General features: G+C 67.4%; 25 protein-coding genes and 1 pseudogene. 15 read left to right on the forward strand and 11 right to left on the reverse strand.

From position 1 onward, the window contains the following. Positions 1-90: 90 nt before the first annotated feature. On the reverse strand, positions 91-486 hold the full coding sequence (locus ACIQ6Y_RS31835) for a hypothetical protein (RefSeq protein WP_404044200.1): 396 nt from the start codon (positions 484-486) through the stop codon (positions 91-93). A gap of 184 nt (positions 487-670) precedes the next feature. On the opposite strand from ACIQ6Y_RS31835, the pseudogene ACIQ6Y_RS31840 reads away from it, so the two are divergent. From ACIQ6Y_RS31840 to ACIQ6Y_RS31855, 4 genes and pseudogenes are all read left to right on the forward strand, one after another. Beyond that, a pseudogene (locus ACIQ6Y_RS31840) lies at positions 671-760 on the forward strand (helicase associated domain-containing protein); the annotation flags it as partial. 614 nt (positions 761-1,374) lie between these two features. Further along, a complete protein-coding gene (locus ACIQ6Y_RS31845) occupies positions 1,375-1,782 on the forward strand; it encodes a hypothetical protein (RefSeq protein ID WP_404044202.1) in 408 nt (135 codons plus the stop codon). Between the two features lie 417 nt (positions 1,783-2,199). Next, positions 2,200-2,391 carry a multiprotein-bridging factor 1 family protein gene (locus ACIQ6Y_RS31850; RefSeq protein ID WP_404045097.1) on the forward strand — a complete coding sequence of 64 codons (192 nt, stop codon included), beginning with the start codon at positions 2,200-2,202 and terminating at the stop codon, positions 2,389-2,391. A 176-nt stretch (positions 2,392-2,567) separates the two neighbouring features. After that, complete coding sequence (locus ACIQ6Y_RS31855; protein ID WP_404044204.1) at positions 2,568-2,810, forward strand: DUF6233 domain-containing protein; 243 nt, start codon at positions 2,568-2,570, stop codon at positions 2,808-2,810. Here the strand turns inward: ACIQ6Y_RS31855 and ACIQ6Y_RS31860 are convergent. Together ACIQ6Y_RS31860 and ACIQ6Y_RS31865 are read right to left on the reverse strand one after the other, a co-directional pair. Continuing rightward, positions 2,807-2,953 carry a hypothetical protein gene (locus ACIQ6Y_RS31860; protein WP_404044206.1) on the reverse strand — a complete coding sequence of 49 codons (147 nt, stop codon included), beginning with the start codon at positions 2,951-2,953 and terminating at the stop codon, positions 2,807-2,809. The genes ACIQ6Y_RS31855 and ACIQ6Y_RS31860 overlap by 4 nt on opposite strands. A 54-nt stretch (positions 2,954-3,007) precedes the next feature. Next, entirely contained in the window at positions 3,008-3,439 is a 432-nt protein-coding gene (locus ACIQ6Y_RS31865) for a hypothetical protein (RefSeq protein WP_404044208.1), read from the reverse strand. A 138-nt stretch (positions 3,440-3,577) separates the two neighbouring features. On the opposite strand from ACIQ6Y_RS31865, the gene ACIQ6Y_RS31870 reads away from it, so the two are divergent. Together ACIQ6Y_RS31870 and ACIQ6Y_RS31875 are read left to right on the forward strand one after the other, a co-directional pair. Continuing rightward, the gene (locus ACIQ6Y_RS31870) at positions 3,578-4,825 is read left to right on the forward strand and encodes a zinc-ribbon domain-containing protein (protein ID WP_404044210.1); all 1,248 of its coding nucleotides are present in this window, start codon (positions 3,578-3,580) and stop codon (positions 4,823-4,825) included. Between the two features lie 39 nt (positions 4,826-4,864). Then, positions 4,865-5,158, forward strand: a complete 294-nt coding sequence (locus ACIQ6Y_RS31875) for a hypothetical protein (protein WP_404044212.1) — start codon at positions 4,865-4,867, stop codon at positions 5,156-5,158. Positions 5,159-5,165: 7 nt separating this feature from the next. Here ACIQ6Y_RS31875 and ACIQ6Y_RS31880 read toward each other — a convergent pair whose 3' ends face one another. Together ACIQ6Y_RS31880 and ACIQ6Y_RS31885 are read right to left on the reverse strand one after the other, a co-directional pair. Beyond that, complete coding sequence (locus ACIQ6Y_RS31880; RefSeq protein ID WP_404044214.1) at positions 5,166-5,300, reverse strand: hypothetical protein; 135 nt, start codon at positions 5,298-5,300, stop codon at positions 5,166-5,168. A gap of 184 nt (positions 5,301-5,484) precedes the next feature. Continuing rightward, on the reverse strand, positions 5,485-6,012 hold the full coding sequence (locus ACIQ6Y_RS31885; protein WP_404044216.1) for a hypothetical protein: 528 nt from the start codon (positions 6,010-6,012) through the stop codon (positions 5,485-5,487). Positions 6,013-8,251: 2,239 nt separating this feature from the next. On the opposite strand from ACIQ6Y_RS31885, the gene ACIQ6Y_RS31890 reads away from it, so the two are divergent. The 3 genes from ACIQ6Y_RS31890 (at position 8,252) to ACIQ6Y_RS31900 (ending at position 9,823) form a co-directional block, all read left to right on the forward strand. Further along, positions 8,252-8,545 (forward strand): DUF1778 domain-containing protein, encoded by a 294-nt coding sequence (locus tag ACIQ6Y_RS31890; RefSeq protein ID WP_404044218.1) that lies wholly within the window; start codon positions 8,252-8,254, stop codon positions 8,543-8,545. Then, entirely contained in the window at positions 8,542-8,928 is a 387-nt protein-coding gene (locus ACIQ6Y_RS31895) for a fic family toxin-antitoxin system, toxin component (protein ID WP_404044220.1), read from the forward strand. Before ACIQ6Y_RS31890 ends, ACIQ6Y_RS31895 begins: the two co-directional genes overlap by 4 nt. 241 nt (positions 8,929-9,169) lie before the next feature. After that, on the forward strand, positions 9,170-9,823 hold the full coding sequence (locus ACIQ6Y_RS31900) for a thioredoxin domain-containing protein (RefSeq protein WP_404044221.1): 654 nt from the start codon (positions 9,170-9,172) through the stop codon (positions 9,821-9,823). 529 nt (positions 9,824-10,352) lie between these two features. Here the strand turns inward: ACIQ6Y_RS31900 and ACIQ6Y_RS31905 are convergent. Together ACIQ6Y_RS31905 and ACIQ6Y_RS31910 are read right to left on the reverse strand one after the other, a co-directional pair. Further along, positions 10,353-11,129 carry a hypothetical protein gene (locus ACIQ6Y_RS31905; protein WP_404044223.1) on the reverse strand — a complete coding sequence of 259 codons (777 nt, stop codon included), beginning with the start codon at positions 11,127-11,129 and terminating at the stop codon, positions 10,353-10,355. 69 nt (positions 11,130-11,198) lie between these two features. Next, positions 11,199-12,215 (reverse strand): transposase family protein, encoded by a 1,017-nt coding sequence (locus tag ACIQ6Y_RS31910; protein WP_404044225.1) that lies wholly within the window; start codon positions 12,213-12,215, stop codon positions 11,199-11,201. A 54-nt stretch (positions 12,216-12,269) separates the two neighbouring features. Here ACIQ6Y_RS31910 and ACIQ6Y_RS31915 point away from each other — a divergent pair, with 54 nt between their 5' ends. From ACIQ6Y_RS31915 to ACIQ6Y_RS31930, 4 genes are all read left to right on the forward strand, one after another. Beyond that, the gene (locus tag ACIQ6Y_RS31915; protein ID WP_404044227.1) at positions 12,270-13,037 is read left to right on the forward strand and encodes a transposase; all 768 of its coding nucleotides are present in this window, start codon (positions 12,270-12,272) and stop codon (positions 13,035-13,037) included. Positions 13,038-13,348: 311 nt separating this feature from the next. Next, positions 13,349-13,837, forward strand: a complete 489-nt coding sequence (locus ACIQ6Y_RS31920) for a DUF4265 domain-containing protein (RefSeq protein WP_404044229.1) — start codon at positions 13,349-13,351, stop codon at positions 13,835-13,837. A gap of 630 nt (positions 13,838-14,467) precedes the next feature. Further along, positions 14,468-15,070 (forward strand): toxin-antitoxin system, toxin component family protein, encoded by a 603-nt coding sequence (locus tag ACIQ6Y_RS31925; RefSeq protein ID WP_404044230.1) that lies wholly within the window; start codon positions 14,468-14,470, stop codon positions 15,068-15,070. 5 nt (positions 15,071-15,075) lie between these two features. Beyond that, positions 15,076-16,308, forward strand: coding sequence for an MAB_1171c family putative transporter (locus ACIQ6Y_RS31930; protein WP_404045100.1), 1,233 nt, complete (start codon positions 15,076-15,078; stop codon positions 16,306-16,308). 77 nt (positions 16,309-16,385) lie between these two features. On the opposite strand, the gene ACIQ6Y_RS31935 is transcribed toward ACIQ6Y_RS31930, so the two are convergent. After that, positions 16,386-16,532 (reverse strand): hypothetical protein, encoded by a 147-nt coding sequence (locus tag ACIQ6Y_RS31935; RefSeq protein WP_404045142.1) that lies wholly within the window; start codon positions 16,530-16,532, stop codon positions 16,386-16,388. Positions 16,533-16,677: 145 nt separating this feature from the next. On the opposite strand from ACIQ6Y_RS31935, the gene ACIQ6Y_RS31940 reads away from it, so the two are divergent. After that, positions 16,678-17,058 (forward strand): hypothetical protein, encoded by a 381-nt coding sequence (locus tag ACIQ6Y_RS31940; RefSeq protein ID WP_404044232.1) that lies wholly within the window; start codon positions 16,678-16,680, stop codon positions 17,056-17,058. A gap of 619 nt (positions 17,059-17,677) precedes the next feature. Further along, positions 17,678-18,196 carry a transposase family protein gene (locus ACIQ6Y_RS31945; protein WP_404044234.1) on the forward strand — a complete coding sequence of 173 codons (519 nt, stop codon included), beginning with the start codon at positions 17,678-17,680 and terminating at the stop codon, positions 18,194-18,196. Here ACIQ6Y_RS31945 and ACIQ6Y_RS31950 read toward each other — a convergent pair. From ACIQ6Y_RS31950 to ACIQ6Y_RS31960, 3 genes are all read right to left on the reverse strand, one after another. Next, on the reverse strand, positions 18,193-18,693 hold the full coding sequence (locus ACIQ6Y_RS31950; protein WP_404044236.1) for a hypothetical protein: 501 nt from the start codon (positions 18,691-18,693) through the stop codon (positions 18,193-18,195). The two genes, ACIQ6Y_RS31945 and ACIQ6Y_RS31950, sit on opposite strands and share 4 nt — an antisense overlap. Before the next feature lie 269 nt (positions 18,694-18,962). Continuing rightward, the gene (locus ACIQ6Y_RS31955) at positions 18,963-19,316 is read right to left on the reverse strand and encodes a hypothetical protein (RefSeq protein ID WP_404044238.1); all 354 of its coding nucleotides are present in this window, start codon (positions 19,314-19,316) and stop codon (positions 18,963-18,965) included. A gap of 102 nt (positions 19,317-19,418) precedes the next feature. After that, positions 19,419-23,210: an SGNH/GDSL hydrolase family protein gene (locus tag ACIQ6Y_RS31960; RefSeq protein WP_404044240.1), complete on the reverse strand. Its 3,792-nt coding sequence runs from the start codon at positions 23,208-23,210 to the stop codon at positions 19,419-19,421. Positions 23,211-23,768 lie beyond the last annotated feature (558 nt).

Genomic DNA, 23,768 nt, shown 5'->3' on the forward strand with positions numbered 1-23,768 from the left:
ATCAATCCGCCACGACGGCTCGGGATCCTGTGACGATCACTAGATCAGCAGCTCAACGCATCACTCATGCAGTGATCCTCCGTGGATTTGTCAGATGACCGATAACACCACCGTGGCCGCGGCCGCCGCCGCGTGTCTCAGCATGCCGTCCCGCCCTGGGGGTTGATGCCGGTCACCATCCAGGGGCCGCTCCGCCGTCGCCGTGACGACGTACCGCCTCGGCTGCGCGGTCGGCAGCGGAACCACCTTCTTCGCCCGCGTGTCGTACGTCTCGTAGCGTGAGAGGTCGACGCAGTCCTCGAGGAGCGCCTTCGGCGTCTTCGCGTCCAAGGACATGCTCGTCGCCTTGGCGTCGTGGCCGACCTCGCCGCGCACCACGGCCCCCGACTGCCGGAGCCGGGCGATGTCGTTGCGGATCTGCCCGAGCGCATCAAGGGTGGCGTACCTCTCCAGTGCGGTGCCCTCGTCCGACGCCTGCCGGTACACCCGCGCCTGCTCCCACCAGCTCAGAGCACCACAAGCCCGCCAAGCGGCACCAGCAACCCGTTCTCACCCAACCCGCAACACCCCAGCTCACCCCACACACCACACCTCAACTCCCACCCCCACCAATGTCAGGAACCCGTCGTGGCCGGCCGACTGGCAACGCCACTACGCCGCCCTCCACACGATGGTCGCCGACGAGGACGGCCCCGTCGACGTCCCACCAGGCATCACCCTCCACGGCATGGACATCGGCAAATGGCTGGCCCGGCAACGCAAGCCCGAGGTCTGGGAGGCCCTGACGGACGGGCAGCGCGAGCGCCTGGAGCAGCTCGGCATCACACCGCTCACCCCGGCGCCGGAGGACCCCGTCAAGGCATCCACGACGCCCGTGAGCGCCTTCGAGCGGGGCATCGCGCCTGACGCAGTAAAGACCCCGAACGGGCTCCGTGACCGTCCCCAGAGGCCACGTAGAGGCGTTGCCGGACGGGGGCGAGGTCAAACTCGGAGTGTGGATCATGAACCAGAAGGGACGCCGCGCGAAGCTCACCACCGACAAACTCACCGCACTCGCCCACCTCGGACTCGAATGGGCGACGACACCGCGCTCAAGGCATCGTCCCTGTCCCTGTACGCGGCGGAGGGCCGGAACAGGGGAAGCGAACTCCAGCAGCTCGCCGCCCTCGGGCTCAACTGGGCTGGGCTGTGAGTGCGGTCCAAGCGCTGGCCGAGGTGCGGCACCAGCGTGCCAGGCCCACCCTCGTTGAAGACGGCAGGAGCAGGGCGTTTCCTGTGGCCCAGCGCCCTCGTTGGTCGGACCGAGCCGCCCGGGGCCGTCCTGGACAGGACGGCCCGAAGCCAGGCGGTCCGGCAACCAGCGAGGAGGCAGCGATGAGCAGCGGTTTGAGCGTCAACGAGGACGTGGTCCTGGAGCACAAGAAGCTCAAGGAGGGGAAGATCAACTACCTGCTGTGCAAGGTGGCCGACGACAGCTCCGCGATCGTCGTGGATCGCAGCGGCAACGCTGGCTACTACGAGTTCCGTGACCTCCTTCCCGGGGCCGCCCCGCGCTTCGCGCTCTACAACTACGAGGTGACCGCCGACGCCGCGAAGACGACCAAGACCGTGCTGTTCGTGTGGCAGCCCGAGGGCGCACCCGCCAAGGCGGAGCAGATGTACGCGGCCGCCCTTCCCTACTTCAGTGCGGCCCTGGACGGCATCGCCATCAAGCTCCAGGTCGGCGATCCATCCGACCTGGACCAGCAGAGTGTGGAGTCGCGCCTCCGCTTTAACCGCTGACCCACCCGCGGCCGGGCACGCCGGCCGCACCCGCCCCGGCGCCCCGTCTTGAGCGGCACGCTCCGACTCAACGCGGTCGGTGTCGGACACCTCCAAGGTGGAGCTGTCCTGGCCAACGTATCCGGCGAACTGGGCGAACAGCGTGGAGTCGGCGGCGGTGAGACCGGCGACAGGACCCCGGAGCGCACGAGCGGCCCGGGGTCCTTCTCTGTCCGGGCCAGCGGCACCGCTCCCAGGCCCTACACGCACTGGGGTGCGATGCCCGAGGGTTCTGAGCCGCGAGCATCGCACTGGTGTGCGTGTAAGCCCTGGGATCTTCAAGGCACTCCCCCGGCGAACTACGTGGTGGCCGGAGCGGGTTCGGTGAGGCGGTCCTGCCGGGTGTAGAGGGCCCGCACGAGTCAGGCTCGGTTCGGGCTGGGGTGGAGCCAGGAGGAAGCGGCCCAGCGGCTGGGCTACCGGGCCCTGTCGACGGTCAGCAAGATCGAGAACGGCACGCAGGGAGTCAAGCTCCAGTCCCTCGCCCACTTCTTCGAGGTTCTCCAGATCCACGACCCCGCACCCTCGACACCCAAAGCATCCTCTGGCAGTACGAGCCCGAGCGAATAACCCTGCCGTCAGGCGCGCATTACCTGCCGGACTTCTGGCTGCCCGAGATCGGGACATGGCTTGAGGTCAAGGGACCAGCCACCCCGCGCAAGCAGAAGGCCGTCGAACTGGGCAAGGAGCGCGCCTGCCGCTGCGACGGCCCCTACGCCTGCGCGTGGCCTCAGCAGCGCCGGGGCATGGAGATGCGGCCGGCCCCACCGGACTGGCTGATCCAGTACGGCCTCAACCGCACCAACGTGGACGCGGTGCACACCGGCGACTGCTGGGCGGCGGCCAAGAGCGGCCGGTGCAGCCCGGCGTCCCGGCAGCAAGCCCTCGACGCTCTGCGCCAGCAGGTACCGCCGTGCATCCACTGCCGGCCCGACACAGTCCTCGGCGTCCTTGACTGGGAGCCCCGCTCAAGCCGCGGTGGTCACTAGTAGCAGCGGGTGGGGCCTGGTTCCTGCGGGCGGGCAGCAGCACGCTTCTCGTCCGCGATCCGCTGCTGGTCCCGCTGCTGGGCGTCCGCTCGGGCCTCGGGGGTGAGGGGTGGACCGAGGGTGATCGCCTCGGTGCCGGTCACCGGGGTCAGCGAGTACCGGAGGGGCGATTTGCTGGAACGCGTGGGCAGGTGAAGTCAGGCCACACCTGCCGGGAGCTCGGCACGCAGCGCTCCGTGCCAGCGGATCCACAGCGATGGGCGCCCGCGGAGTGCCTCGTCTCGGAGCTTGTCCACGGCGGTGCTCTCGTCGGCGCGGTCGATCTCCATGGCGATCGGTGGGCCGTCTTTGCGGATCACGCGAAGGTCAAGGTAGGCAGACCAGGACGGCGACCAGTAAGCGGTGCAGCCTCCGTCCTTCAGGCAGGGCGGGTCGATGTAGCGCATCTGCGCCTCCGTTCTGCACCTCCACCCGGACGCTCCTACCCACTGCACCACCGCCCGGGTGATGGACTGGGTCGCCTCCTTGCCGGTCAGGCCACTGAAGGAGAAGCCGGTCTCGGACAGGTACGTGCGTAAGGAGACGGCGAGGGTCTCGGACTCGCCGGCATCCGTCGGTTCATGGGCCATCCGGCGATTCTCCACTCGCCCACTGACAACGGCCGGAGGCATCGTCAGGGCGCATGACCGGACTCTCCGGCGGTGATGCGCTCCAGCCTGGTGACCTCGGCAAGGGCATGTCAGTGGCGCCCCCTACGGTGCGTGCTCATGACACGTCGCACCCGTTTCCTGGTCAACGAGCACCCGGCCATCGCCGCCCAGTGGCATCCGGAGTTGAACGCCGACCTGGACCTGGCGCAGATCGGTCCCGGCTCTCACAAGGCTGTGTTCTGGCAGTGCGACGACGGGCACGTCTGGCAGGCCCAGGTCCATTCCCGTGTCGCCGGAACCGGCTGCCCGCAGTGCGCCGGGTACGTGCCCCGTGGCCGGACCACGCTCAGCGAGCACTCCCCTGACCTGGTAGCAGAGTGGCACCCGCGCAACGACGCTTCACCGGACCAGTTCGGGCCCGGCTCACAGCGCAAGGTCTGGTGGCGCTGTCCGGCCGGGCACGAGTACCAGGCGCGAATATCCAACCGCAGCCGCGGCACCGGCTGCCCGGCCTGCGCGAGGGCCGGCCGCGACGCACCGGCCAGGCGTTTGGCCGACATGCCCGAGCTGTTCGCGCAGGTGGACCCCGACACCGCACCGGCCGACGCGGCCGACGTGGCAGAACTGCTGGTCAACTCCCGCATACGGCTGGGATGGCGCTGTTCCCGGGGCCACCGCTGGGAGGCGAAGGTGAGCCACCGGACCGTCGCCGGGTCGGGCTGCCCGGCCTGCGCCCGCAGGAAGCGTGCTCCCGCTCTGCCCGAGGCACGGCCGGACCTGGCGGAGCAGTGGCACCCCGAGCGCAACGACGGACTGACGGCCGAAGCCGTCACCGCCGGTTCTCACCGCCTGGTCTGGTGGAAGTGCACCGTGTGCGCCGGCGAGTTCCGGGCCAAGGTGTTCCACCGCGTCCGCGGCATGGCCGCGTGCCCCTCCTGCTCCGGCAGGGTGCGCTACCAGGCGGTGTCGAGCGAGAGCCCCGAACTGGCGGCGCTGTGGCACCCGTCCCTGAACGGGGCCCATACCCCGGCAGAGGTGACCGCCGGGGCCAACGTGCCGGTCTGGTGGCTGTGCCCCGCCGGACACGAACCTTGGTCCGCCCAGGTGGCGCACGTGTTCATGGAAAGGCAGGGCTGCCCACGCTGCCGGAAGCGGACAAGCGTCTCCCGGCAGGAGACGGAACTGTTCGCCGACCTCCAGCTCGTCCTCACAGGCGGAGAGCAACAGTACGCGCTGCAGACGCCGCACGGCCGCTACCGGCTCGACATGCTCTTCCCAGCAGACCACGACCAGGCCGTGGCCATGGAGTTCGACGGCTCGTACTGGCACCGCGACGGCGAGGAACGCGATCGGCTCAAGGCATAGGCCGTAGAACGCCACCGGCCCGGCTGGAGGGTGGTGCGGGTGCGTGAGGAGCCCCTGCGGCCGACCCGGCATGGCGACGTGGTCGTGCCGTACCTGGCAGACCCGTTCACGGCAGCCAGCATCGTCGTCGAGCACCTGATGCCGCTGGCGTCGTGGCCCGACAACATCCGCCGGCGTACGCGCGCCTACCTCAAGGGCGGGCGCCGTCTGGGTGCTGCGCTGGCCCAGCGTCTGATCAACGAGCGGCAGGCTGCTGCTCCAGCGGCCGACGACCGGCCCGCACCCGGGCCTCTCTCGGGACGGATAGCAGGCGTGCAGTCTGCCTTGTGGTGAGGGCGGGCTACTCGGTCACGTTGTCGGGGTGGGGCAGTCGGGGCGGGAAGTGCCGCTCCAGGATCTCCGCCCACTCGTGGAGGACGACGAAGCCGGTGGTGCCAGCCTGCGCCTGGACCAGCTCGGACAGCCTAAGGATCATCGTGCGGCTACTGCGAAGCCTCCCGGGGGGCGCATTGCCTCCCCAGCCCCCACTCACAACCGCCGACAAGGCGCTGGCCGACCTCGGGCTGGAGTGAGAAGCATAGGGGGCCAGGATATGGAGCGTGGGGTGGCGTTGGCGTCACGGCCGCACCCACACGCCGGTCAGATGCCGCTCAGAAAGATCACATGCTGGTGAGCGCAGATGGACAGCGCTCTGGCTCGGCACGGACAACAAAGACGCCTGGTCCTTCGGGTTCCGAGGCGCGGCGCACCCGTTCTTCCCACATGGCAGGCCAGCATGTTTCCGCACTCCATCTCACTCCTTCGAGAGGAATCCATTCCAGGTCAGTACTGCGAAGGTCGCTGTCCACGAAGTCGCTCACGATCTCAGTGAGTGCCTCATGCACCAAGTGCAGATCACCTGCCAAGCGCAGCACCTCCTGGCAGGCACGGACGGTGTTGGCAGGAAGCTTGTACGAGAAGGCGTCGGCCATGGCACGCGTCATCGGCCCAAGGCGATCATTGCCATGAGCCAAAGCACGGACGCGGGCGAGGCTGTAGGCAAGATCGCGTCTGAGAGCGTGTGCCCACCGCCCAGCCCCCTCCAGCGAACCTACGTCCAGTGCTTCTGCGAGCGCGTTGGCGTCGAGCGTCGCTTCAGCGAAGGTGCGGACGATCTCCAAGACCGTGCTACGCAGCTCCATGCGCATTGCCGGGCTCCATGACCATAGTTGGCGGGCCTCGTCAGCAAGGGAGCCAGAGCGGGACCGGTCGAGGGAGCAGGTGGGACCGCTCGTTGGTGTGGAGCGCTGGCCCGCAGCATCGTGGAGCCGCTCGCGGATGCGGTCTGGGATCTGCTCCCTGACGCGGCAAACGTGCTCGGTCCCAAGACTGGAGGCGTCCAGCAATGCCTCGAAGTCATCGGTAGCTGGCGCAGTGTTCTCACCGTGCGTTGTGGCCATGGTTACTGACCTCCCGCCCGCTCGTCGAGTCCCAGGGTGCGAAGCTTGTGGCGGCTTCGGCTCAAGCGCCGTTCCATGGCCTTTTCGGACAGCCCAACCGATGCCGCTGCTTCCCGTTGGTTGTATCCCAGCGCGCGCCTCACCAGCCCATTACGCAGCTGCTGATCCGAAAGGGCAGCGAGTGCGCGCCTGACTTGATCCTGAATGACAGCAGCCCGAGCCGGGTCGACCGCTCCCTCGTCTACGAGGTCCCCGTATGCGGGCTCATCCTCATGCAAAATATTTCCCATCACCGTGCTCTGCGACCGATCTCGGAACCACTGTTCGTACACAGGACGGAACGACCGGACGCAGGCCCCCACGTAATAGGTCGTCAAACTCGCGCCCCCTGCCTCTTGCCACCGCCTGCCTACCAGCCCGTAGGTCCGGAAGAGCTCCAGACCGGCCATCACCGTCTCCGTCGCGAGCACGTAGCGGTCATCCTGGCCCCAGTCGGGGACATGCCGCACGCGAATCGGCCGCCCCGCCAATCTGCTCTGCCGAAAGATCTCCCCGCTGTGTATCCAAGCGAGCATGATCGGCCACCCGTACTCCATCAGCCGATGAGCGAATCGGTCATAACGGGGGCCAGCGAATCCGTCGCCCCGCAGCGCCGCAACAAGACGGCCATCGGCTGCAAGGCGGGCCACCCGTTCATCAACGGATAGGTCTCTGTCCCCCAGGGACGGAAGGTGTTGAACCAGCCCCCCGCCTGCTCGGGGCGGCTGTCCGCCGTCCGCTTCCGGACGGTCGGCATCGATCCCTGGACTGTTCCTTGACTCGTGACGCCTGAGAACGTGCCGAGACGGGCGTGGTTCGCTCACATCTACGGTCTTAGCGGCCGGGTAGGCCAGTCCCCCCGCGAATCACCAAAGTTTCTGAGCAGAACCTCGTGACATGGAGCACAGGGGGGAGAGGGTCGCGAACGGGCTACAGCATCAACACCGGAAGCCTGGCGATTCTGTAACGTCGCCCCAATCAATCGGAGTAGATGTGAACAGCCAAGGGCAGGGCCCTCTTCTGAGTCAGCGGGCTGCCATCGTGTTCGTCCTCGGCACACTTGCCGGGCTCAGTGCGGGCGTGCTCACAGCCTTCAACGGCGGCAGTCCAGCTGCTGCACTTCTCGCCGGAGGCGCGGCGTGCGCGGGCGCCGTCCTGTTTTTTCACACGATCATCGGCTGACGTGCAGCCCAGCTATGCGCGCACCCCCGAGCCGAGCCCCAGGGACGATTGTGAAGCATTTCCCAGTCCTGGGGAGCCGGAGCGGCGGCCGCCGTCCTGGAAGTAGACCTCCTTGGCCAGGTCGCCCCCGTCAGCAGAGCCGAACCCAGTTCCCTGCCCGGACCGGACCGGACCGGCGCGGGGCCGAGACGCACGGGCCCCACACCAGTCAGTCGAGGACGCCCAGCTCCGTGTCTGGCCGGCATGCGCCGCACGCTGAGGCCGCCGGTGACGGGTGATCTGGCGGGCGCGGCGCGTGCGCGCTGCGGCGCGCCCGTTCGGGGAGGGCCCTGGGCCAAGGGGAGAGCCTCACAGGCCCAGAGCCTCCCGCCCGGAACACAGCCCCTCGACCAACCGACCCAGCCGCTCGAGGTGTGCATGCGCCGCGCTCCACCCCGTCCAACGAAACGATTCTTCTCAGGACACGCCAGGCCACCGAACGGGATCACGTGCGTGTGCCGGGCCGCGGCTGTGGGACCACAGCCGGGAGGGATGTCCCTGCGCCTGGGCCCCGGAGGAGTCCTGGAGGGAAACGTTCATGCCAGGACGCCGACCACCAGCGCGGCCATCACCGTCAGCACCGCGACGGGCAGCAGGAACCCCCGCAGCCGGCCCATCCCGCCAGCGGTGCCCTTCTCGGTGTCCGCTGCCGACGGACCGCTCGCGGTCCTCGCCCGCTGCTCATCCGGGATGGCCCCCGGATGGTACCGGAGGTACCATCGGTACCATGACTCAGCCCAAAGCGATGAACCTACGTTTCCCCGATCCGGCCCAGCGGGCCGCGATCGAGGCCGCGGCGCGGCAGGAGGGCGTCAGCCTGCAGGAATACATCCTGTCGGCGGCCTACGCTCGTGCCACCGCCGTGGAGACGCACTTCCTCGAAGCCTTCCGCGCGTCGATGGCCCGCAGCGGCGACGCCTTCGCGGAGGCCGCCGACGCGGTCGGCGACGGGGAGCGCCGGGCTGAGGAGCTTGCCGCACGGCGTGGTCTTGAGGAGCAGGAGCGGGGTCACGCCGCGTGACGCAGCACGAACCGCTTCACCCTCTGGATGTGACCTTCCTGCTGCACGCTGCGGAGTTGCTGCCCGGTGATCCGCAAGTGGACGACTACGGTCCTCTGTACGCGGCTGTCGCCCGGGTCAATGCCCGGGCGATGGAGCGTGACGTCTACGGGTCCCTGCATCTGAAGGCGGCGGCGCTGCTGCAGACGCTGGTGCGGCTGCCGTGCCTGGAGCACTCCAACGAGGCATTCGCCTGGCACTGCGCGGAGGCGTATCTGGTGCTGAACGGGTGCCGTCTGGAGTATCCGCCGAAGGAGGCGGTCGCCTTGGTGCGGGACGCGGCTTCCGGCGTGATGGGGGTGGGCCTGATCGGCCGTCAGTTGCGTGTCTGGAGCGCTGCCTGACCTGGCTGATGTCTTGAGCTCTCTCGGTGCTCGGCGTTCGTTGCGCTCCAGGGGGGGAAGGCGAGCTTGCCTGAGGGCTTGCCGAAGGTCGGTGGAACTGCTTTCCGCATCATGACAGGTGTGCCCTAGTCTCTCGTTGACTCAGGGGAGGCAAGGGGTGGGAACGAAACGTGTAGTTGCCGTCGTCGCGGCTACCGTTATTGCGCTGGGTGCGTCGCTCGCGGGCTGTGGTGAACGGAGAGTGCCCTACGGCAGCCCGGAGGAGGTACCGGAGAAGCTAGCGGCCGACGGCACGACCATCGTCGTCGGGGATCCGTCGGCTCCGGTGACCGTCCATCTGTACGAGGACCCTCGCTGCCCGTTCTGCGAGGAGTTCGAGACTGGTGGCGCAGCGCAGTTGCGGGAGGCGACCCTGAGGAAGAAGGCGGTGGCCGAGTACACGCTGGCTTCCTTCCTCGACGACCGGGTGGGCGGCGGCGGCTCCAAGAGGGCGGTCAACGCCCTGCGGGCCGCCCTGGAGGCGGGCAAGTTCGCCGAGTACCACAAGGTGCTCTACGCCCACCAGCCCGAGGAGGCCGTCGACGGTTTCACCACCGCCTATCTGCTCGAGCTGGCTGACGAGGTCGACGGACTCCGCAGCCCGGCCTTTGACTCAGCGGTCGAGAACATGAAGTACCGCGCCTTTGTGGCCGCTTCTCAGAAGGCCTACCAACGCGTGGGAGGCACAAAGGAGCCCGAGGGACCGGGCACACCCACCGCGGTCATCAACGATGTACGCCTTCCGCCCAACTTCACGAGCCTGATCTTCGACGGTGACGCCTTCGCCGGACTCCTGGAGGGGATCCAGGACAACCCCGACGACTGGCAGGACCATGAATGGCCCGAGGTCGCCTGAGACGCACGAGCGAGCGCTGCTGCCTGGGGGTGATGGCGGGCTCTTTCCCCGGCCCGGTGCCAGCGTGCGTGCCGCCGCCAGCGGCTCAAGGCGACGAGGGCGACAGCCGTGACCTCGAGCTCATCCCCGCGTCGGGGCGCAGCCCTGCGCAGGAGCGCGGGCCGGCATGGGGCCGGCCGGCACCAGCACGGATGACAACGGCGCACCCCAGGCGAAGGAACGGAAGCAGCAGGGCGGGAGGCTGAGAACGGATGCGGTCCGCACCCGTGCGTGGTGGTCCAGGCGTCACGCCTTGACGTCGTGGTCGTCTGCGTCGACAGCCTCGGTCCAGTTTCGCAGGCGGAGCCAGGCGGTCGCCCCAGAGCCGCAGGCAGCGGCCGCGGTGCTGAGTCTGGCTTTGTTCACTTCTACCGGCAGCATTTGTCCGCCGGTTTGGGCATCAGTTGCGGATCTTGGTGCCGGTGAATATTCAGGAGAAATAGCAGCGCGAGCGACGCGCGGCGCGTCGCTCGTCGTGTACGCGGGGGCGTCACTGCTTGGCGTGTGGCCGGGTGAGTGCGGTTCCGACCTTGGTCAGCATCTGCCCGAGCAGGTGGAGGGCTCGTGCCCGTGTCGGCACCCCGCGCGCTGTTCCCGTCCAGTACGCGTCGGTGAGCTTCTCTGCCGCCGCGCCGGTCTGTTCCTCGTCCTGGGCGGCCAGCACAAGGACGAACCGCACATAGTCGCCGATGTCGGTGCCCTGGGGGTGCTGGTGGAGGAAGGTCTTCAGGCGCGGTGTCAGGGCGGGCAGGGTGCGGTCCGTCGGGAAGACGACGGCAAGGCCGGCGAGGGCGAGGCGAACCGCAGGGCATTCGGCCGACCAGCGGGTCAGTAGATCTGGAACGTGAGCCCGGACTGCGCTGCGGGCCCGGGCCTCGCTGCCGGGATCGGCGTGTGGCGGGGTGGTCGGCCAGGCCTCGGCAATGTGGCGCTCGGCGACGGTGGCGGCGCTGAACAGCAGGCCGAGGGCTTGGAACCGGTGATGGGCGGGAATCCGGTCATCGACGGCGAGGGTGGCGGCCAGGGCAAGGCCGTCGGCAGTGTCAGGCCGACAGGTGTCCTGGTGGAGGATCTCGTTGTAGAAGTCGCCGAGGAAGCTCTGGTCGTCCCAGTAGGGGTCGACCTCGGCATCGAACAGCATCGCGGCCTGAGGCGGCCTGGGGCTCGGCAGGCGATCGGCGATGACGTCCCGGAAGAGCCGTCGGATCGGCGGACCGGAAGCGATCGCGTTGCTCCGGATCTGTTCGGGTTCGGCGCTCGTATTCATGGCCAGCGCAGCCTACTGAAGCACCTCCGGCTGATCGCCCGATCCCTGAGCGAACCGGCAGGCCGTCGGTCACCTGCCAAGGACCCCCGTAACGTCAAAACTCGGTTCTGGCACAGATCTTGGGGAGCGGTAGCGGAGCGTCACCGGGGCAGGACGAGTTGGGTCAGCCCGCAGGGAGGTTTGCCGGGATAGTTCAAATTTCCGGGCACTCTCGCGAGCCGTGTTGGCATCGTATGAACCATGACCGCGATAGATGACACATCCGAACCTGACAGCCCTGTCCGCAGCGCCTATCCGCCCCTGGAAGAGGCAGCGTGGCTGTATCAAGCGGATCAGATGTGTCCGGAAGACCTGCCGATGACCGCTGCCCAGGCACTCGCCATGGGAATGGACAGGCCGAGCCTGTGCGAGCTCGCCGGCCTGCCGCGTCATGCGGACCCTCGGGACATCCGCGATACATTTGAGCAGGCTCTCGAAGAATTGGGGATCATTCTGCCCGATCACCACCTGGCCCGACGATACGCGCTGCGCAAGCTGGCCACGCGATTCACCACCGGGGAGGTCGATCTCGCCGAGCTGGCATCGGACGAGTGGTCGGAGATGCAGGTCGAGACCGCTGAGGCCGTCGATGATCCCGGTCTTCCCGCTGGCGCCGAGATGGTCGACCACGTCGGCCAGGGTCCGCAGCCGCACGCCGGGGCTGACGCTGCAGCCTCGCTCGGCGAGCAGGGGCCGCATCTCGCCGATGGCCCGAGTGATGGTGGAGCGGTCGACGCCGAACCAGCAGGCGAGCACGTCGTGCGTGGTGGCGTGCTGGAGATGCACGAGCGCCGCCAGGAGCCGGTCGACGAACACCAGCCGGTGCTTCGCGCCCGCGCCCACAGCCCGCTTCCGCGGCCTGGATGCGAGCTTGCTCTGGTGCCGCTCGTGCCATAACGGGCCTACCTCAGCTACGAGTTCAGCTATCACATCAGCCGACAGGCCAGTGATCCTCCGGTCGCTGATGATCGCTGCACGAGACGCGTTCCCCACCACATGACCATGATCGACGATCAGGAGCGCGACGTCTCGCCGCTTACCGTGCACGAACTCGTAGAGGTTGTCCCGTAACCGGTGGGGTGGTTGGTGCGTTGGCTGGGCATGGGTGGGGTGATCTCAGCGGATGATCCGAAGTGGATCGAGCCGTTCTCCGGGCTGACCGAGGTGCAGTTCGCCAGGCTGGTGGCGTTGGTGCGGCGTCGCGGTGGTGACGTTCAGCGTGGCCGTCCCTGGCGGCTGCCGCTGGAGGACCGGGTGTTGCTGGTGGCGACGTACTGGCGCACGAATCTGACGTTGCGGCAGGTGGCGCCGTTGTTCGGGGTCTCGAAGTCGGCTGCTGACCGCATCCTCGATCACCTGTCGCCCCTGCTGGCCATCTCGCCGGCCCGTCGGCCACGCAAGGACACCGTCTACATCGTGGACGGCACTTTGGTGCCCACCCGCGACCGCAGCGTGGCCGCGTCCAGCAAGAACTATCGCTACTCGACCAATCTGCAGGTCGTGATCGACGCCAACAGCCGCCTGGTGGTGGCGATTGGCCTGCCGGTGCCCGGCAGCCGCAATGACTGCCGGGCCTTCACCGAGTCCGGCGTCGATCGGGCCTGCCGCGGAACCCCGACCATCGCCGACGGCGGCTACCAGGGCACCGGCCTGCTTATCCCGCACCGCAGACGGCGGGGTCAGACGCACCTCAGCCCACAGCAGGAAGCGGAGAATGCCGTCCACCGCCGGGCGCGAGCGCGGGTGGAACACGCCCTGTCGCGGTTGAAGAACTGGAGGATCCTGCGGGACTGCCGACTCAAGGGCAACGGCGTTCACCAGGCCATGCTCGGCATCGCCCGGCTCCACAACCGGGCCCTCACCGGATAACTCACGCCCCATACGGGACAACCTCTAAAGGGTGTTGCAGAACAGGCTGTGAAGATCGCGCAATGCCTGGCACGGGAGATCAACGAGCGTCGCCAGTCGCCATGAAACTGGACAGAACGACTCGTGTGACGGACTAGATCATGGCGGGAAACGAGCGCTGATCCGGTTCTGCAACACCCTTTAGGCCGTGTTTTGGAAGCCGATCATCTGGCGGCGGTCGGCGATCCTCGCGGGATGCCCGTCGGGTCCGGAGACACGCACGTCCGTGCTCCGCAGTCTGGTCTGGTGGATGCGAAGTGGATGATGGTTCGGTGACGAACATCAGTGACGACCACGTGAAGGTCCATTTCCGCATGGAGATAGACGAGGACGGATGGCCGCCGGCGAGTGTCGAGAGCCTGTGGGCTGTCGACCTCGGCGACGGCACGGTGCGGCTGGACAACACCCCCTGGTTCGTCCGCGGAGTCGCCAGTGGTGACGTCATCCGGGTTCAACCGGATGATGATGGCGTTCTCTGGGCCGGAGAAACAGTGCTGCCTTCGCAGAACTGCACCATCCGGCTCATCGTGCTGAAGGACGCCGGCTCAGCCGCCGCCCGGCAGAGCGTGCTGGAGGTCTTCCATCGCCTCGGCACGACGGGCGAAGGCATCGAGCGGTTCGGGATGGTGGCTTTGGAGGTCCCGCCGCAGGCAGACCTGCTGAAAATCCGCGAGCTGTTGGAGCACGGCGAGACGAAGGAGTGGTGGCACTGGGAAGAAGGGTGTGTCACTGCCGCCTGGGAAGCCACTGCGCGACCGTGAGGGCAGCGGTGCCCCGTCCCAGCCCGCAGTGAGCCAGGCTGCATCGTTCTCGTGCAGGAACCGACCCGCTCGGGCCCGTCGACGCCTACGGCATCCATCGCCGAGCCAAACCAGCCCGCGACACCATCGTCATCGACCACGAGGACTCCCTCGACACCCAGACCGGCCGGGAACGCGACATCCTGCACCGCGCCGAGCGCGGCGACTACTCCTGATCCACCCGTACGAGCCGGCCTCAGGGCGGCTGAACGGCAGCTGAGCAGTCGATACACGCCGGGCGCCTCCCCTGGAAGGGGAACCGGGCCGTGCTTGCCCCGGCGCCGTCAAGGCGCCCACGCCCACGTACCGCTCCCCCGCCTGAACGCCTCGGGCCCCATGCACAGGTCACCGAGCGGGGTGGCGCCGTAGTCGAGTTTCCTGCCTCGCTGGTGGGTGCGTCGGGGATGGTGCAGCCGTCGGTGACGTGGGAAGGCCGGAGTCCTCGGCGACGACGGCCGCACGGTGCCGGTCACGCCCACTGCCGGCTGTCCCGAGGTCCTGGAAACAGCCGTCGCTCGATCGCATGGCGCGGGTTGTTTTGCCCGCGTAGTCTCGAACAGCCCGCCCGAAGGGCGGTGGAAGGGGGGCGCGATGGGCATCGCGGGGGCTCGGAGGAAAACGGCCCGTGTGGCGATGGCGCTGCGGCGGCCGGGTACGACCTCTGCCATGCGCGGGCTGGCCCGCGATCTCTCCACAGCGCTCGGAGCCAGGCCTCGGCCGCCCGCCGATGTGCACGAGCTGTGCCGCGTGCTGTGCGAGGAGATGAGCGCGCTGCGCGGCGGAAGGCCCGTGAAGCTGCGCTTCGAGCGGTTCCCGGACGACATCGAAGTGACCGGGCTGTGCGTGCAGTTCCGCGACTTCGACCTGGTGATCGTCGAGGAACGGGCCGAGGCCTCCCAGCAACTGGTCATCCTGGGGCACGAGCTGTGGCACCTGCACGCCGGCCACCGCCACCACCACGGGGTGAACGAGGCGGCCGCCGCCCGGGCGCTGGCCCGCTGGGGCGGCTCCCCGCTCGCCGTCGCCGCCCGCAATGGCTCCCGACAGGCCGACGAGGCCCAGGCCGACGACTTCGGCCACCGCCTCGCCACCGCCATCCGCCCCCTGCTGTCAGACCGCCCGGAACCGCACGCGCCGCTCGATACGGTCCAGCGGTCCATGGGCTACCGGAGACGCGGGAGTTCGGCGCAGTGACGTACATCCCCCTCAGGCGTACGCAGTCGCTGGGACTGGAGCCGTTGCGGCTGCTCACCGACCTCAACGTCTCCGTCTGGCTGGCGGCAGCGGTGCTGGCCGCCGCGCTGGTGATCAAACTTCCCAGCATCGTCAAGATGTGGCGGGATCCGCTGCTGCGCGCCGTCGGCGGCCTGCTGCTTTTCGGCTGCGTGCTCTTCGTCTTCGCCGCGCCCTCGACGATCGCCTGGACCAACCGGGTCACCGGCGTGCCCAACATCGCGGCACCCTGGGTGTATTCGCTGATGACCGCGCTGTGCGCGTCCTGGCTGCTGCTGATCGTCGTCTGGCGCAACGGCCCTGACCGTGCCGACGTCACCCGCAGGGTGACCCGCTGGGTCGTCACCGTCTACGCGGGCGTGGTCGCCACTTTGTGGATGCTCTTCGCGCTCGCCGACGCCCCCGTGGAGCGGACGCGGGACCTGGACACGTACTACGCCAACACGCCCTTCATGCGCGAGCAGATCCTGCTCTACCTCCTCGCGCACACCCTGGCCTGCTCCATCACGGCCCGGCTGATCTGGAACTGGATCCGCGGTGACGGCCTGGATGCCTGGCTGCGCTGGGGCCTGCGGATCCTCGCCGTCGGCTACAGCCTGAACCTGCTGTACGACGCGACCAAGCTGACCGCCGTGACGGCCCGCTGGGCGGGCCATGACCTGGACTGGCTGAGCACGGATGTGGCGTCCGCGGCCGCATGCGTGGCCGCGATCCTGGTCGCGATCGGCTTCATCGTCCCGCACGCCGGCCAGTACCTGCAGGAGAAGTGGCGTCTGCGCACCCTGCGCCGCCGGCTGCGGCCCCTCTACGTGCTGACGCGCTCCGCCACGGGCAGCCGCGAGCCCTTCAATCCGAGCGCCACCGGGGATCTGCGCCTGCTGCGCCGCGAGACCTTCATCCGCGACGCCCTGCTGCAGCTGTCCCGCTACCTCGACGAGGACCTGCACGCACGGTCCCACACCGCCGCCCTCCGCCTCGGCCACGGGCCCGAGCGGGCCGAGGCGCTGGCCGCCGCGGTGACGCTCCTGGACGCCGTGGACAGGCGGCGGCGCCACCCGGACTCCGAGGGCAACGGCTCACCGGACACCGCGTACCTGATGCGAGAGATCCAGGCCGTGTCACAAGCCCTACGCCACCGTGACGAACTCGAGGCGGTACGCGCCCACGCGACCACCCCGGCAGAGAACGCCCGCGCATGAGAGAACGTTCCCTCTCCGACGGCCTCCGACCCTGACGCGCCTGTACGAGGTACTGGACTGCGAGCCAAGCGACCTCCTCAGTTACCGCCCGCCTGAGCACCGACCCAACGAGGAAACCAGGTCAAGGGCGACAGCTCGCGCACGGAAGCAACAACCAGCGCGAACTCGGCCGCGGTAGAGGAGCCTCTGTCGATCAGCAGCAGCACGGTGGCGAAGAGTGCCATCGGGAAACTAACGCCGACTCCTCGGCCAGTCGCTCGAGCGGTGGCGCCGGCGCATACCGGTCCACGGTGCGATCACGTCGGCCAAACTTCCATGGGCTGGTTTCCGATACCTGACTTACAAGGACCCATCGGCGATCCTTGGCACATGCTGCTTCCGATCGCCCATGAGAAGGCCCAGCTGATCGAAGTCGTCTGCATCACCGATCCGGTGGGACAGAGCATCGCAGAGGACTTGACCGGTGACGAGGTCGCTGTCTGGTCAGGGACCCAGCTTGATCGGGCCCTGGCTCTGATCAGCGACCTGCCAGGCAGCGACTTGATGCGCTGCTTTTTCCCAGGCTGGGGTGTCCGGGTTCGCAGCACCACCGAACTGCTCTTTCAGATGGCCTTCTGCTACAAGTGTCACGGAGTACGGCTGTGGGGCCCGCAAGTACCGTCCGGACAAGTGGGATTACATGCCTTCGACCCAGACAGCACCCCCGCCCGTGAGCTGCTTCGGGGGTTCCGCGAGGCCGGGTCCGGCTGAGTCCTCTGGCACTCGCAATGCGGCGGAGGTGGTCGATCCGGCACCGCCGGCAGGTTCGGCATCGCGACTGTGCTCGCCTGCTGAGGTGGCCGGGGACGGACGCCAACGCGAAGGTAGGTGACGCAGTCCTCGTCGCTCCCCTCGTAGAGCACCCCGCCCTCCGCTGGACACCGGGAAGAGTTGGCCGCCGCCGAAGCCCGCAACCTTGCGCGTCACAGACCGGCCGGGGACGCGACATCCTCCACCGCGCCGACGAGGCGCGACTGCTCCGGTCCCGCCCCGCATGAATCGACGTCAGGGCGGCTTTATGGCAGCTGACCAGTCGATGCCAGGCGGGCCCCCGCCGTTCGCAGGGGGCCCGGCTGACGGTGTCTCCGGCTTGGGCACCTTGCCTGCGCAACTTTCGTCAAGCGCGGAGACAGAGGGCCATGCAGCGCTCGTTGGTGCCTCGCGACAAGCCGGTGGGCTGTTGGCCTGCGCCTGTAGCAGGCAAGGAGTGACGTCTTCCTGACCGTCACCGATCGCCACGACGCCCCCTCCCACGCGGAACGCAGCCTTTGTCAGCACACGGTGCCAGCCGGGCCGCTCACACACCTATGTAACAGCCGTCGTCCACCGCATGTCGTGCCGGGCGCCCGAATTCTTACGGGTTCGTCAGGATGCCAGTTCCGAGTACACCCTGCTCGACGGAACACTCATCAAGTGCGACCGGCTCGGCGGCAGCCGGGCCAGCTTCTCCCAAAACAATCACCGCCACGGCATGAACGTGCAGGTCGTAGCCCACCCACGGGCACGCTGCTGTGAATCTCCCCTGCACTGCCCCGGCCGCACTCACGACCCGACCGCGCCCCGCAGCCACCGGATCATCCGGATCTGGGGCGTTCTTGCCCTCGCTGACCGCGCCGACATGAGCCGGTTCCTGGGTAACCACGCCGATCAGACGGCTTCCTCCATAGGACACAACCCCGACCCGGCGGAGGACCAACCGAGCCCTGTTCGCGGGGCGAGCACCGGTCGAACGAAGCGTCGCGAGGCTGAAGATCTGGCGTATCCTTCGCCGGGCCCGATGCAGCCACAAAAGCCTCTCGTTAATCTCCGCAGTCGTTCTCACTCTGAGCGCCGACGGCGAAAGGTCTAATGGTTGACGTCTATGACGATCCGATTTGGAGCGGTCAGCTTGAAGACCTTGTACGAGGAGTGCGCCCCCAGGGCCAGGCCGAAGGTATTGCTGTCCTCGAAGCTATAGACGAGAGCCTGTCCCTTTAGGCTTGGGTAGTTGAAGGACTGGTAGCTGGGGCTGTTGTACGTGGACTTGTAGTTCAGGTCGAAGGTCTCAGCAGGCAGGAGCGTGACCTTCAGGTAGGAGTCACCGCTGATCGGTACCTGCGTCTCGCTTCCCTCCCAACCCCAGTAGAGCGGGGTGTCCTGGACAGTGGTTGTCCAGCGAGGTATGTCGCCCTCACCGAAGTCGATGACCAGACGGTCATACGTGTCATGCGTTGCCGTTCGTACACCGAGGATGCAGATGTCGGCACAGGCGGGAGTCGTCCCCACCGCCGCAGCCGCAGTGGTACCGGACAGAGCGGCGGCGAAGGCGATCGTGCTTGCCAGAATGGCGAGTGCAGTCTTGTGCATAGCTAACTCCTCCTAATTTGAAAACCGTCAGGCTGTGGTAGCTGTGACATCGCTCCGCTTCTTCGTGACTCCGTGAAGCTTCGTCACTGACTCTCGGCGGTACGAACGCCGGGCGGCTACGCCGATTACGCCCCAGCGCTGTTCTGTCCAGTCGAGCGCCGGCCGTGCTCCTTCTGCCCTCGCGTGTGGTGCGGAGCCGGACGCGGTTCTCGAAGGAACTGTCCACCGTCGTCGCGCTGATCCGGGTGCAGGTATCAGACGCGTGGCCCTTACACAAAGGACAGAGCTCCACCGAGCAAGGCGAAGAGGGCGCAGTATAGGAACGTTTCGACGCTGCTGACGCCTGCGTCGTGGATGAGGTGCCCGCCGATGAACGGCCACATCAGCCCGCCGCCCAGCACGAGCAGATAATTGTCACGCTCCGCTGCCATACGCATCCCGGCCCACAGCGCCACAGGCATAGAGACCAGTCCAATGAACAAGGCCGTCAGGCCCTCCCCGAAACCCGTGCTGAAACCGGAGTCCGGCCTGTCCCCCGCGTTGGTGGCCCACTTCGCCGCCGAGTTCCAGACCCAGTAGCAGGCGGCTGCCGCCGCCGCTGATACCACCACGCCCTTTACCATGCGGGCAGTCCTCGTTTTTTTCATGTCTTCACGATTTCACGGAGCGTTAGCCCGGGGGCCGACTTTGGTGATCGGCCCCCGGGCCGTCACAAGTGGTCGAGGTCAGTTGCCGGCGAGTGTGTTCTCGAGGGCGTCGGCGTACAGCGCGGTGCCGGAGACCTTCGGGTGGAAGGACTTCATGGATGATGGCGCATCGTCCGCCCGTGAGTGTCCGGACAGGACGATGCCGTGGACCGTCTCTGGGTCCCCGCAGACTGCTTTGTCGGCGAATTCGTCCCGGGGATCCGCGAAGATGGCGTTGGCACGATGGAGCTCGTTGGCGTCGTTGACAGCGCCCTGCATCTCCCATGCCAAGAGGTTGGCCATGTCGTTCAGCCAGGGTGCCTCTTCCGTTCCGACGCCCGTGGCACCTGCGCAAGCTGTGTTCTCTATGAGCCGGGGGTAACCCATGAGAACGATCTTGGCGTCCGGCGCCCGGTTGTGGATCTCGTTGAGCGTGGTGACAAGGCGGGGTCGAACCGTATCGTGGAGCCAGCTGGGCAGCCATTGGTCCAACGGCCCAGTGTCTCCATCGATCCTCTCCCCGGTGTCTGGGCTTCGATTCTCGATGGCATGACTCTTACACACAGTGGCAGACAGGACGCAGTCCTTGACGATGTCGCCGAATCGAGCATCGTTGCCGCCTACCGACATCGTCACCAGTGTTGTGTTCTGGTCGAGGTAGCCCTGCCCGATCTGCGGAAGCTCCCCGTTTTGAGGCCTGTTGAGAATGTTGTAGTGGCGTGCACCGGAGCATGCGATGAAGTGGAAGTCCATTCTGGCGCTCCACACGTCGGCGAGTTCACCTACGGTGAGTTGCTCGCCCGGGAGGACGGCGCGGCGGGACCAGGCATGCTTGGAGCGGTGGCAGGAGTTCTTTGTCTTGTCCCCTGCCACTTCGTTGTAGTAGTCGGTCTCGGAATAGTAGTCGTCGCCGCCGGGGTCGGAGGCTCCTTCGCCGGAGGTAAATGAGTCGCCCATTGCCACGACTGTGTGATTCGGCTTACCGGGAAGGGGCTGGAAAGCAACGGAGTCCCAGGCAACGTCCTCGTCAGCAGTGCCGTCCGCAGTGGTGTTGGTGAGGGTGACCTGCGGGGCGCCGGTGAAGCGGAACACGCCGAGGCTGACCCACCGGTTTGCCCGCTGCGGGACGTGGCGCTCCTTGCTTGTCGTGTCGGCGCCGCCGATGACGTACTTCGCCTGCCTCGTGTGTGCGCCCGTGTCGGGAAGGTGGACCAGGACGCGGGCCCAGGAGACGCTTCTGTCCAGGGTCCAGGTGCCGTCGATGGTCATGCGGCCGCCATCGCCGCCGAGGTGCGCGCTGTCGCGGGTGTGGGTGTACCAAAAGTGGCCGCCGTAGCCGCCACCGATCTGGTGCAGGTCGCCCTTGGCCTCGTACGGTCCGAGACCTGGACCTGTCGATTCCGGGTTGCGATAGAAGGTGAACTTGAAGTGCCCGGCGTCGGTGCCGGGTGCGCAGCCACCGTAGGTGTCGGTGGTGTCGGGAACCGATTCCACGATCAAGGCCCCGGAGGGCAGCCCGTCCCGGTCGTTGGGGCACTTCGGGGAGCCGTACTGCAGCCGGTAGCCGCGTCCTGGCTCCTCTCGCAGCGTGACGTATTTGATGTTCTCGTTGCCGCAGTCTGTGGCGCAGTTCGCCTTCCAGGTCACGTTCGCGCCGCACCACCAGTACTGCTGGTAGCACTCTGCATCGGGGCAGTTGGGCGGGCTGGCGGCGTTGCAGTGGTCGGTGGCGTTGCAGAACGCGTCGAGCGGAGGCTTCACCAGGTCGCGCTGGGCGGGGCTGACCCACCAGGCGGGCCGAAACCCGGCTGTCGAATAAACCGACTCGCCGGGCCAGTCCTGCCGGCCGTCGGTGGAGTAGGAGTAGCCGGTGTCTATGGACCATGCGGCCCAGCCCATCACCTTCTCCTGGTACGGCCACTGCTGAGGCTTGGCGGCATCGCGCGGATCGGCCATGAACGGGTGACGGGAGGGCGGGTAGAAGGGGTTCGCAGGGTTGTTGTACCAGCCCAGCCCCCACGGCTTGCCATCACCTTTGTTCTCGTTGAAGCCGAGGTTGTAGTTCCACAGCGCGGCAAACCAGTTCTCAGGCTTCGAAGGGTCGTCGTTGTTGACGGTGATGGTCTGCCCCGCGGTGTGCACCTGGTTCCACTTGTCGGCGAGGATGTACATCGACGCGGCGATGTTGACCGCGTAGTCCAAAGCCACGGCTTTCTGCTGCGCCGGAGGGAGCAGCGTCTCGTCGGGTTTCGCGTGGCCGGCGAGGCGCATGCCGTCGGTGACCTGGCCGACGCCGTAGCCGCAGTCTGACTCGTGCCAGCGGATCTTCCAGTATTCCTCGGACGTTTCCCCCTTGTGGCCGTAGAACCCGGCCACCGCCGCAAGCGGGTTGCCCATCTGGCCGGGGACGGCACCGGGCTCGGCCTGCCACAGGTTCGACTCCTGAGCGAGCACACCCAGCAGCACCTGCGCCGGGATGCGTCCTCCTCCCTTCAAAGCGGGGGGCGGGAACAGGCCTTGCGGGTCGACGGTGCTCAGGCCGGCCTGGTTCCGCCATCCGCCCTGCTTGATCCACTTCGCTCGCAGCTCACCGCGGATCGCCATGTTCACAGCCCACTCAACCTGATTCGGGGTGGGTTGCAGCGCCAAGGCTTTGACGTCGTTACGGGGAACCGAGCACCAGCGATCGGTATCGACCGGATTGTGCGCCCTGTCATCGTCGGCTGCCGCGGCCAGCCCGGACTGGCGAGGTGTGAGCAGCGCAGGTGAGAAGGATTCCTTCCCCTTGCCGCTGGACGCGTCCTCGACTGTCTGGCTGATCTTCTGGCCGGTGACGGTCGCAGTGCTCGTTATCGTAAGTGGCCCAGGGCCCACGTCTGTCGGGTCCTGTGACCCACTCGTCTGGGGCGATCGTTCAGTCTTGGTGAAGCCCATCCCGGCGTTATTGATGTGGTCCAGGCCCGCCCGTACTCCCGGCGTGAGAACGGGGTCGACGGCCAGTCGACCGAGGCTGGAGAGATCGGTATCCGCCGAGACCTTGACGCGGGTCACAGAGCTGCCGGCAAGGTGCGTATCCGTGGTGATTCCGGTGAGGAACACCCGGCCTTTCATGCCCTGCTCGAGAGCCAAGTCTCCGAGCTTGCCCGCCGCGACAGTAGAGGTGCTGCGACCATTCCACAGTAGGGCTCTGGCAGTGGTACCTGCTCGGTCCAGGAACGCTATCCCGCTGCGGGTAGGGCGAATGTCGAACGGCACCCCGTGTGTGGAATCCAGCGCCCTGATCTTCTTGGTCTCCTGGTTGATGTGCACCAGGTGACGGCCGCGTGCGGCGACGAGTCCGTCCTCGATGGGAACGGAAGAGGTCACTTGCCCGCTGATCGAAGTGTCGTTGCTGGTTCTTCCCTTGGTGTCGACAGTGACCAGGCGGCTGTTGTTGTCCCGGAACGCGGTGAATGCGGCAGTGCGGGTCTGGGGGTTGCAGGACGGGGTGAAGTAAGCGAGGGACGCGGTGAACGGCAGCTTCGTCACCCGCCCGCTCTTAAGGTCGATGACGGCGGTGAATGCGCCGCCCTCCATCAGATCCGGCTTGTTGGTGAAGGAGCGCGGCGCGTAGACGGCGGCCACGTGCTCCTGGTCCATCGCGCAGGCGTTGCCGATCCAGGTGTCCGCTGGCATGGCCGGCTCGGCGAGCGTGGCCGCCGTCTTCCACGCGTATGCGTTGTCGCTGTCCGCAACGAGAATCTTGAAGCCGCCGGAATCTGCGGCAGTCGTGATCGCCCGGTCCTGGACCGTCTTCCAGTCCTTGCCGAGCTTGTGACTGGGGTCCTGCACGCGGACCGGTGGGCTGGGCTCAGGGCTGCTCTCGACGGGACCGGGCGCGGGTACAGGTGCGGCAAGGGCCGCCGGCGCACTGTGTAAGAGCCCGGCCGCTACCGCACAGGCGGCAATCCCTGCTGTCAGGGAACGGACTCGTCTTGGTCTATGCAAGACGTCTCCTTCGATGAGGGTTCAGCGCTGAGCAGGCCGCCGCAGCTCCGTAGGGGGGCGAAGGCTACGGCGGCCTGGGCTGGTGGACGGCAAGCAGAAGCTTCCTCGAGCCGCAGAAGGGTCTGACAGCGTTGCGGGGTCAGCCGGTTTGCTGGCACTCGTCCGTATCCAGCTCGATCGTGAGCTCGCTCAGCGCCCCTGCTGCCATGAGGCCCCTAGCGGGTGCAGGCTGGGAGTGGTCCTGGCCAGGCCGTCACTTGGCGGCTTCGGTGGGAACGGCGCGGGCCGCGGCAACCAGCTTGGTGCTGCGGGCCTTTTCGTGCTGCAGTTCCTTGCCCTGCTGCTGGATCTGCTTCTCCTGGCTGCGGTCTCGGCCTCGTACCAGGTATCCACCAGGCTGGC

Source organism: Streptomyces sp. NPDC096205 (genome assembly GCF_044763135.1).
Lineage (GTDB): Bacteria > Actinomycetota > Actinomycetes > Streptomycetales > Streptomycetaceae > Streptomyces.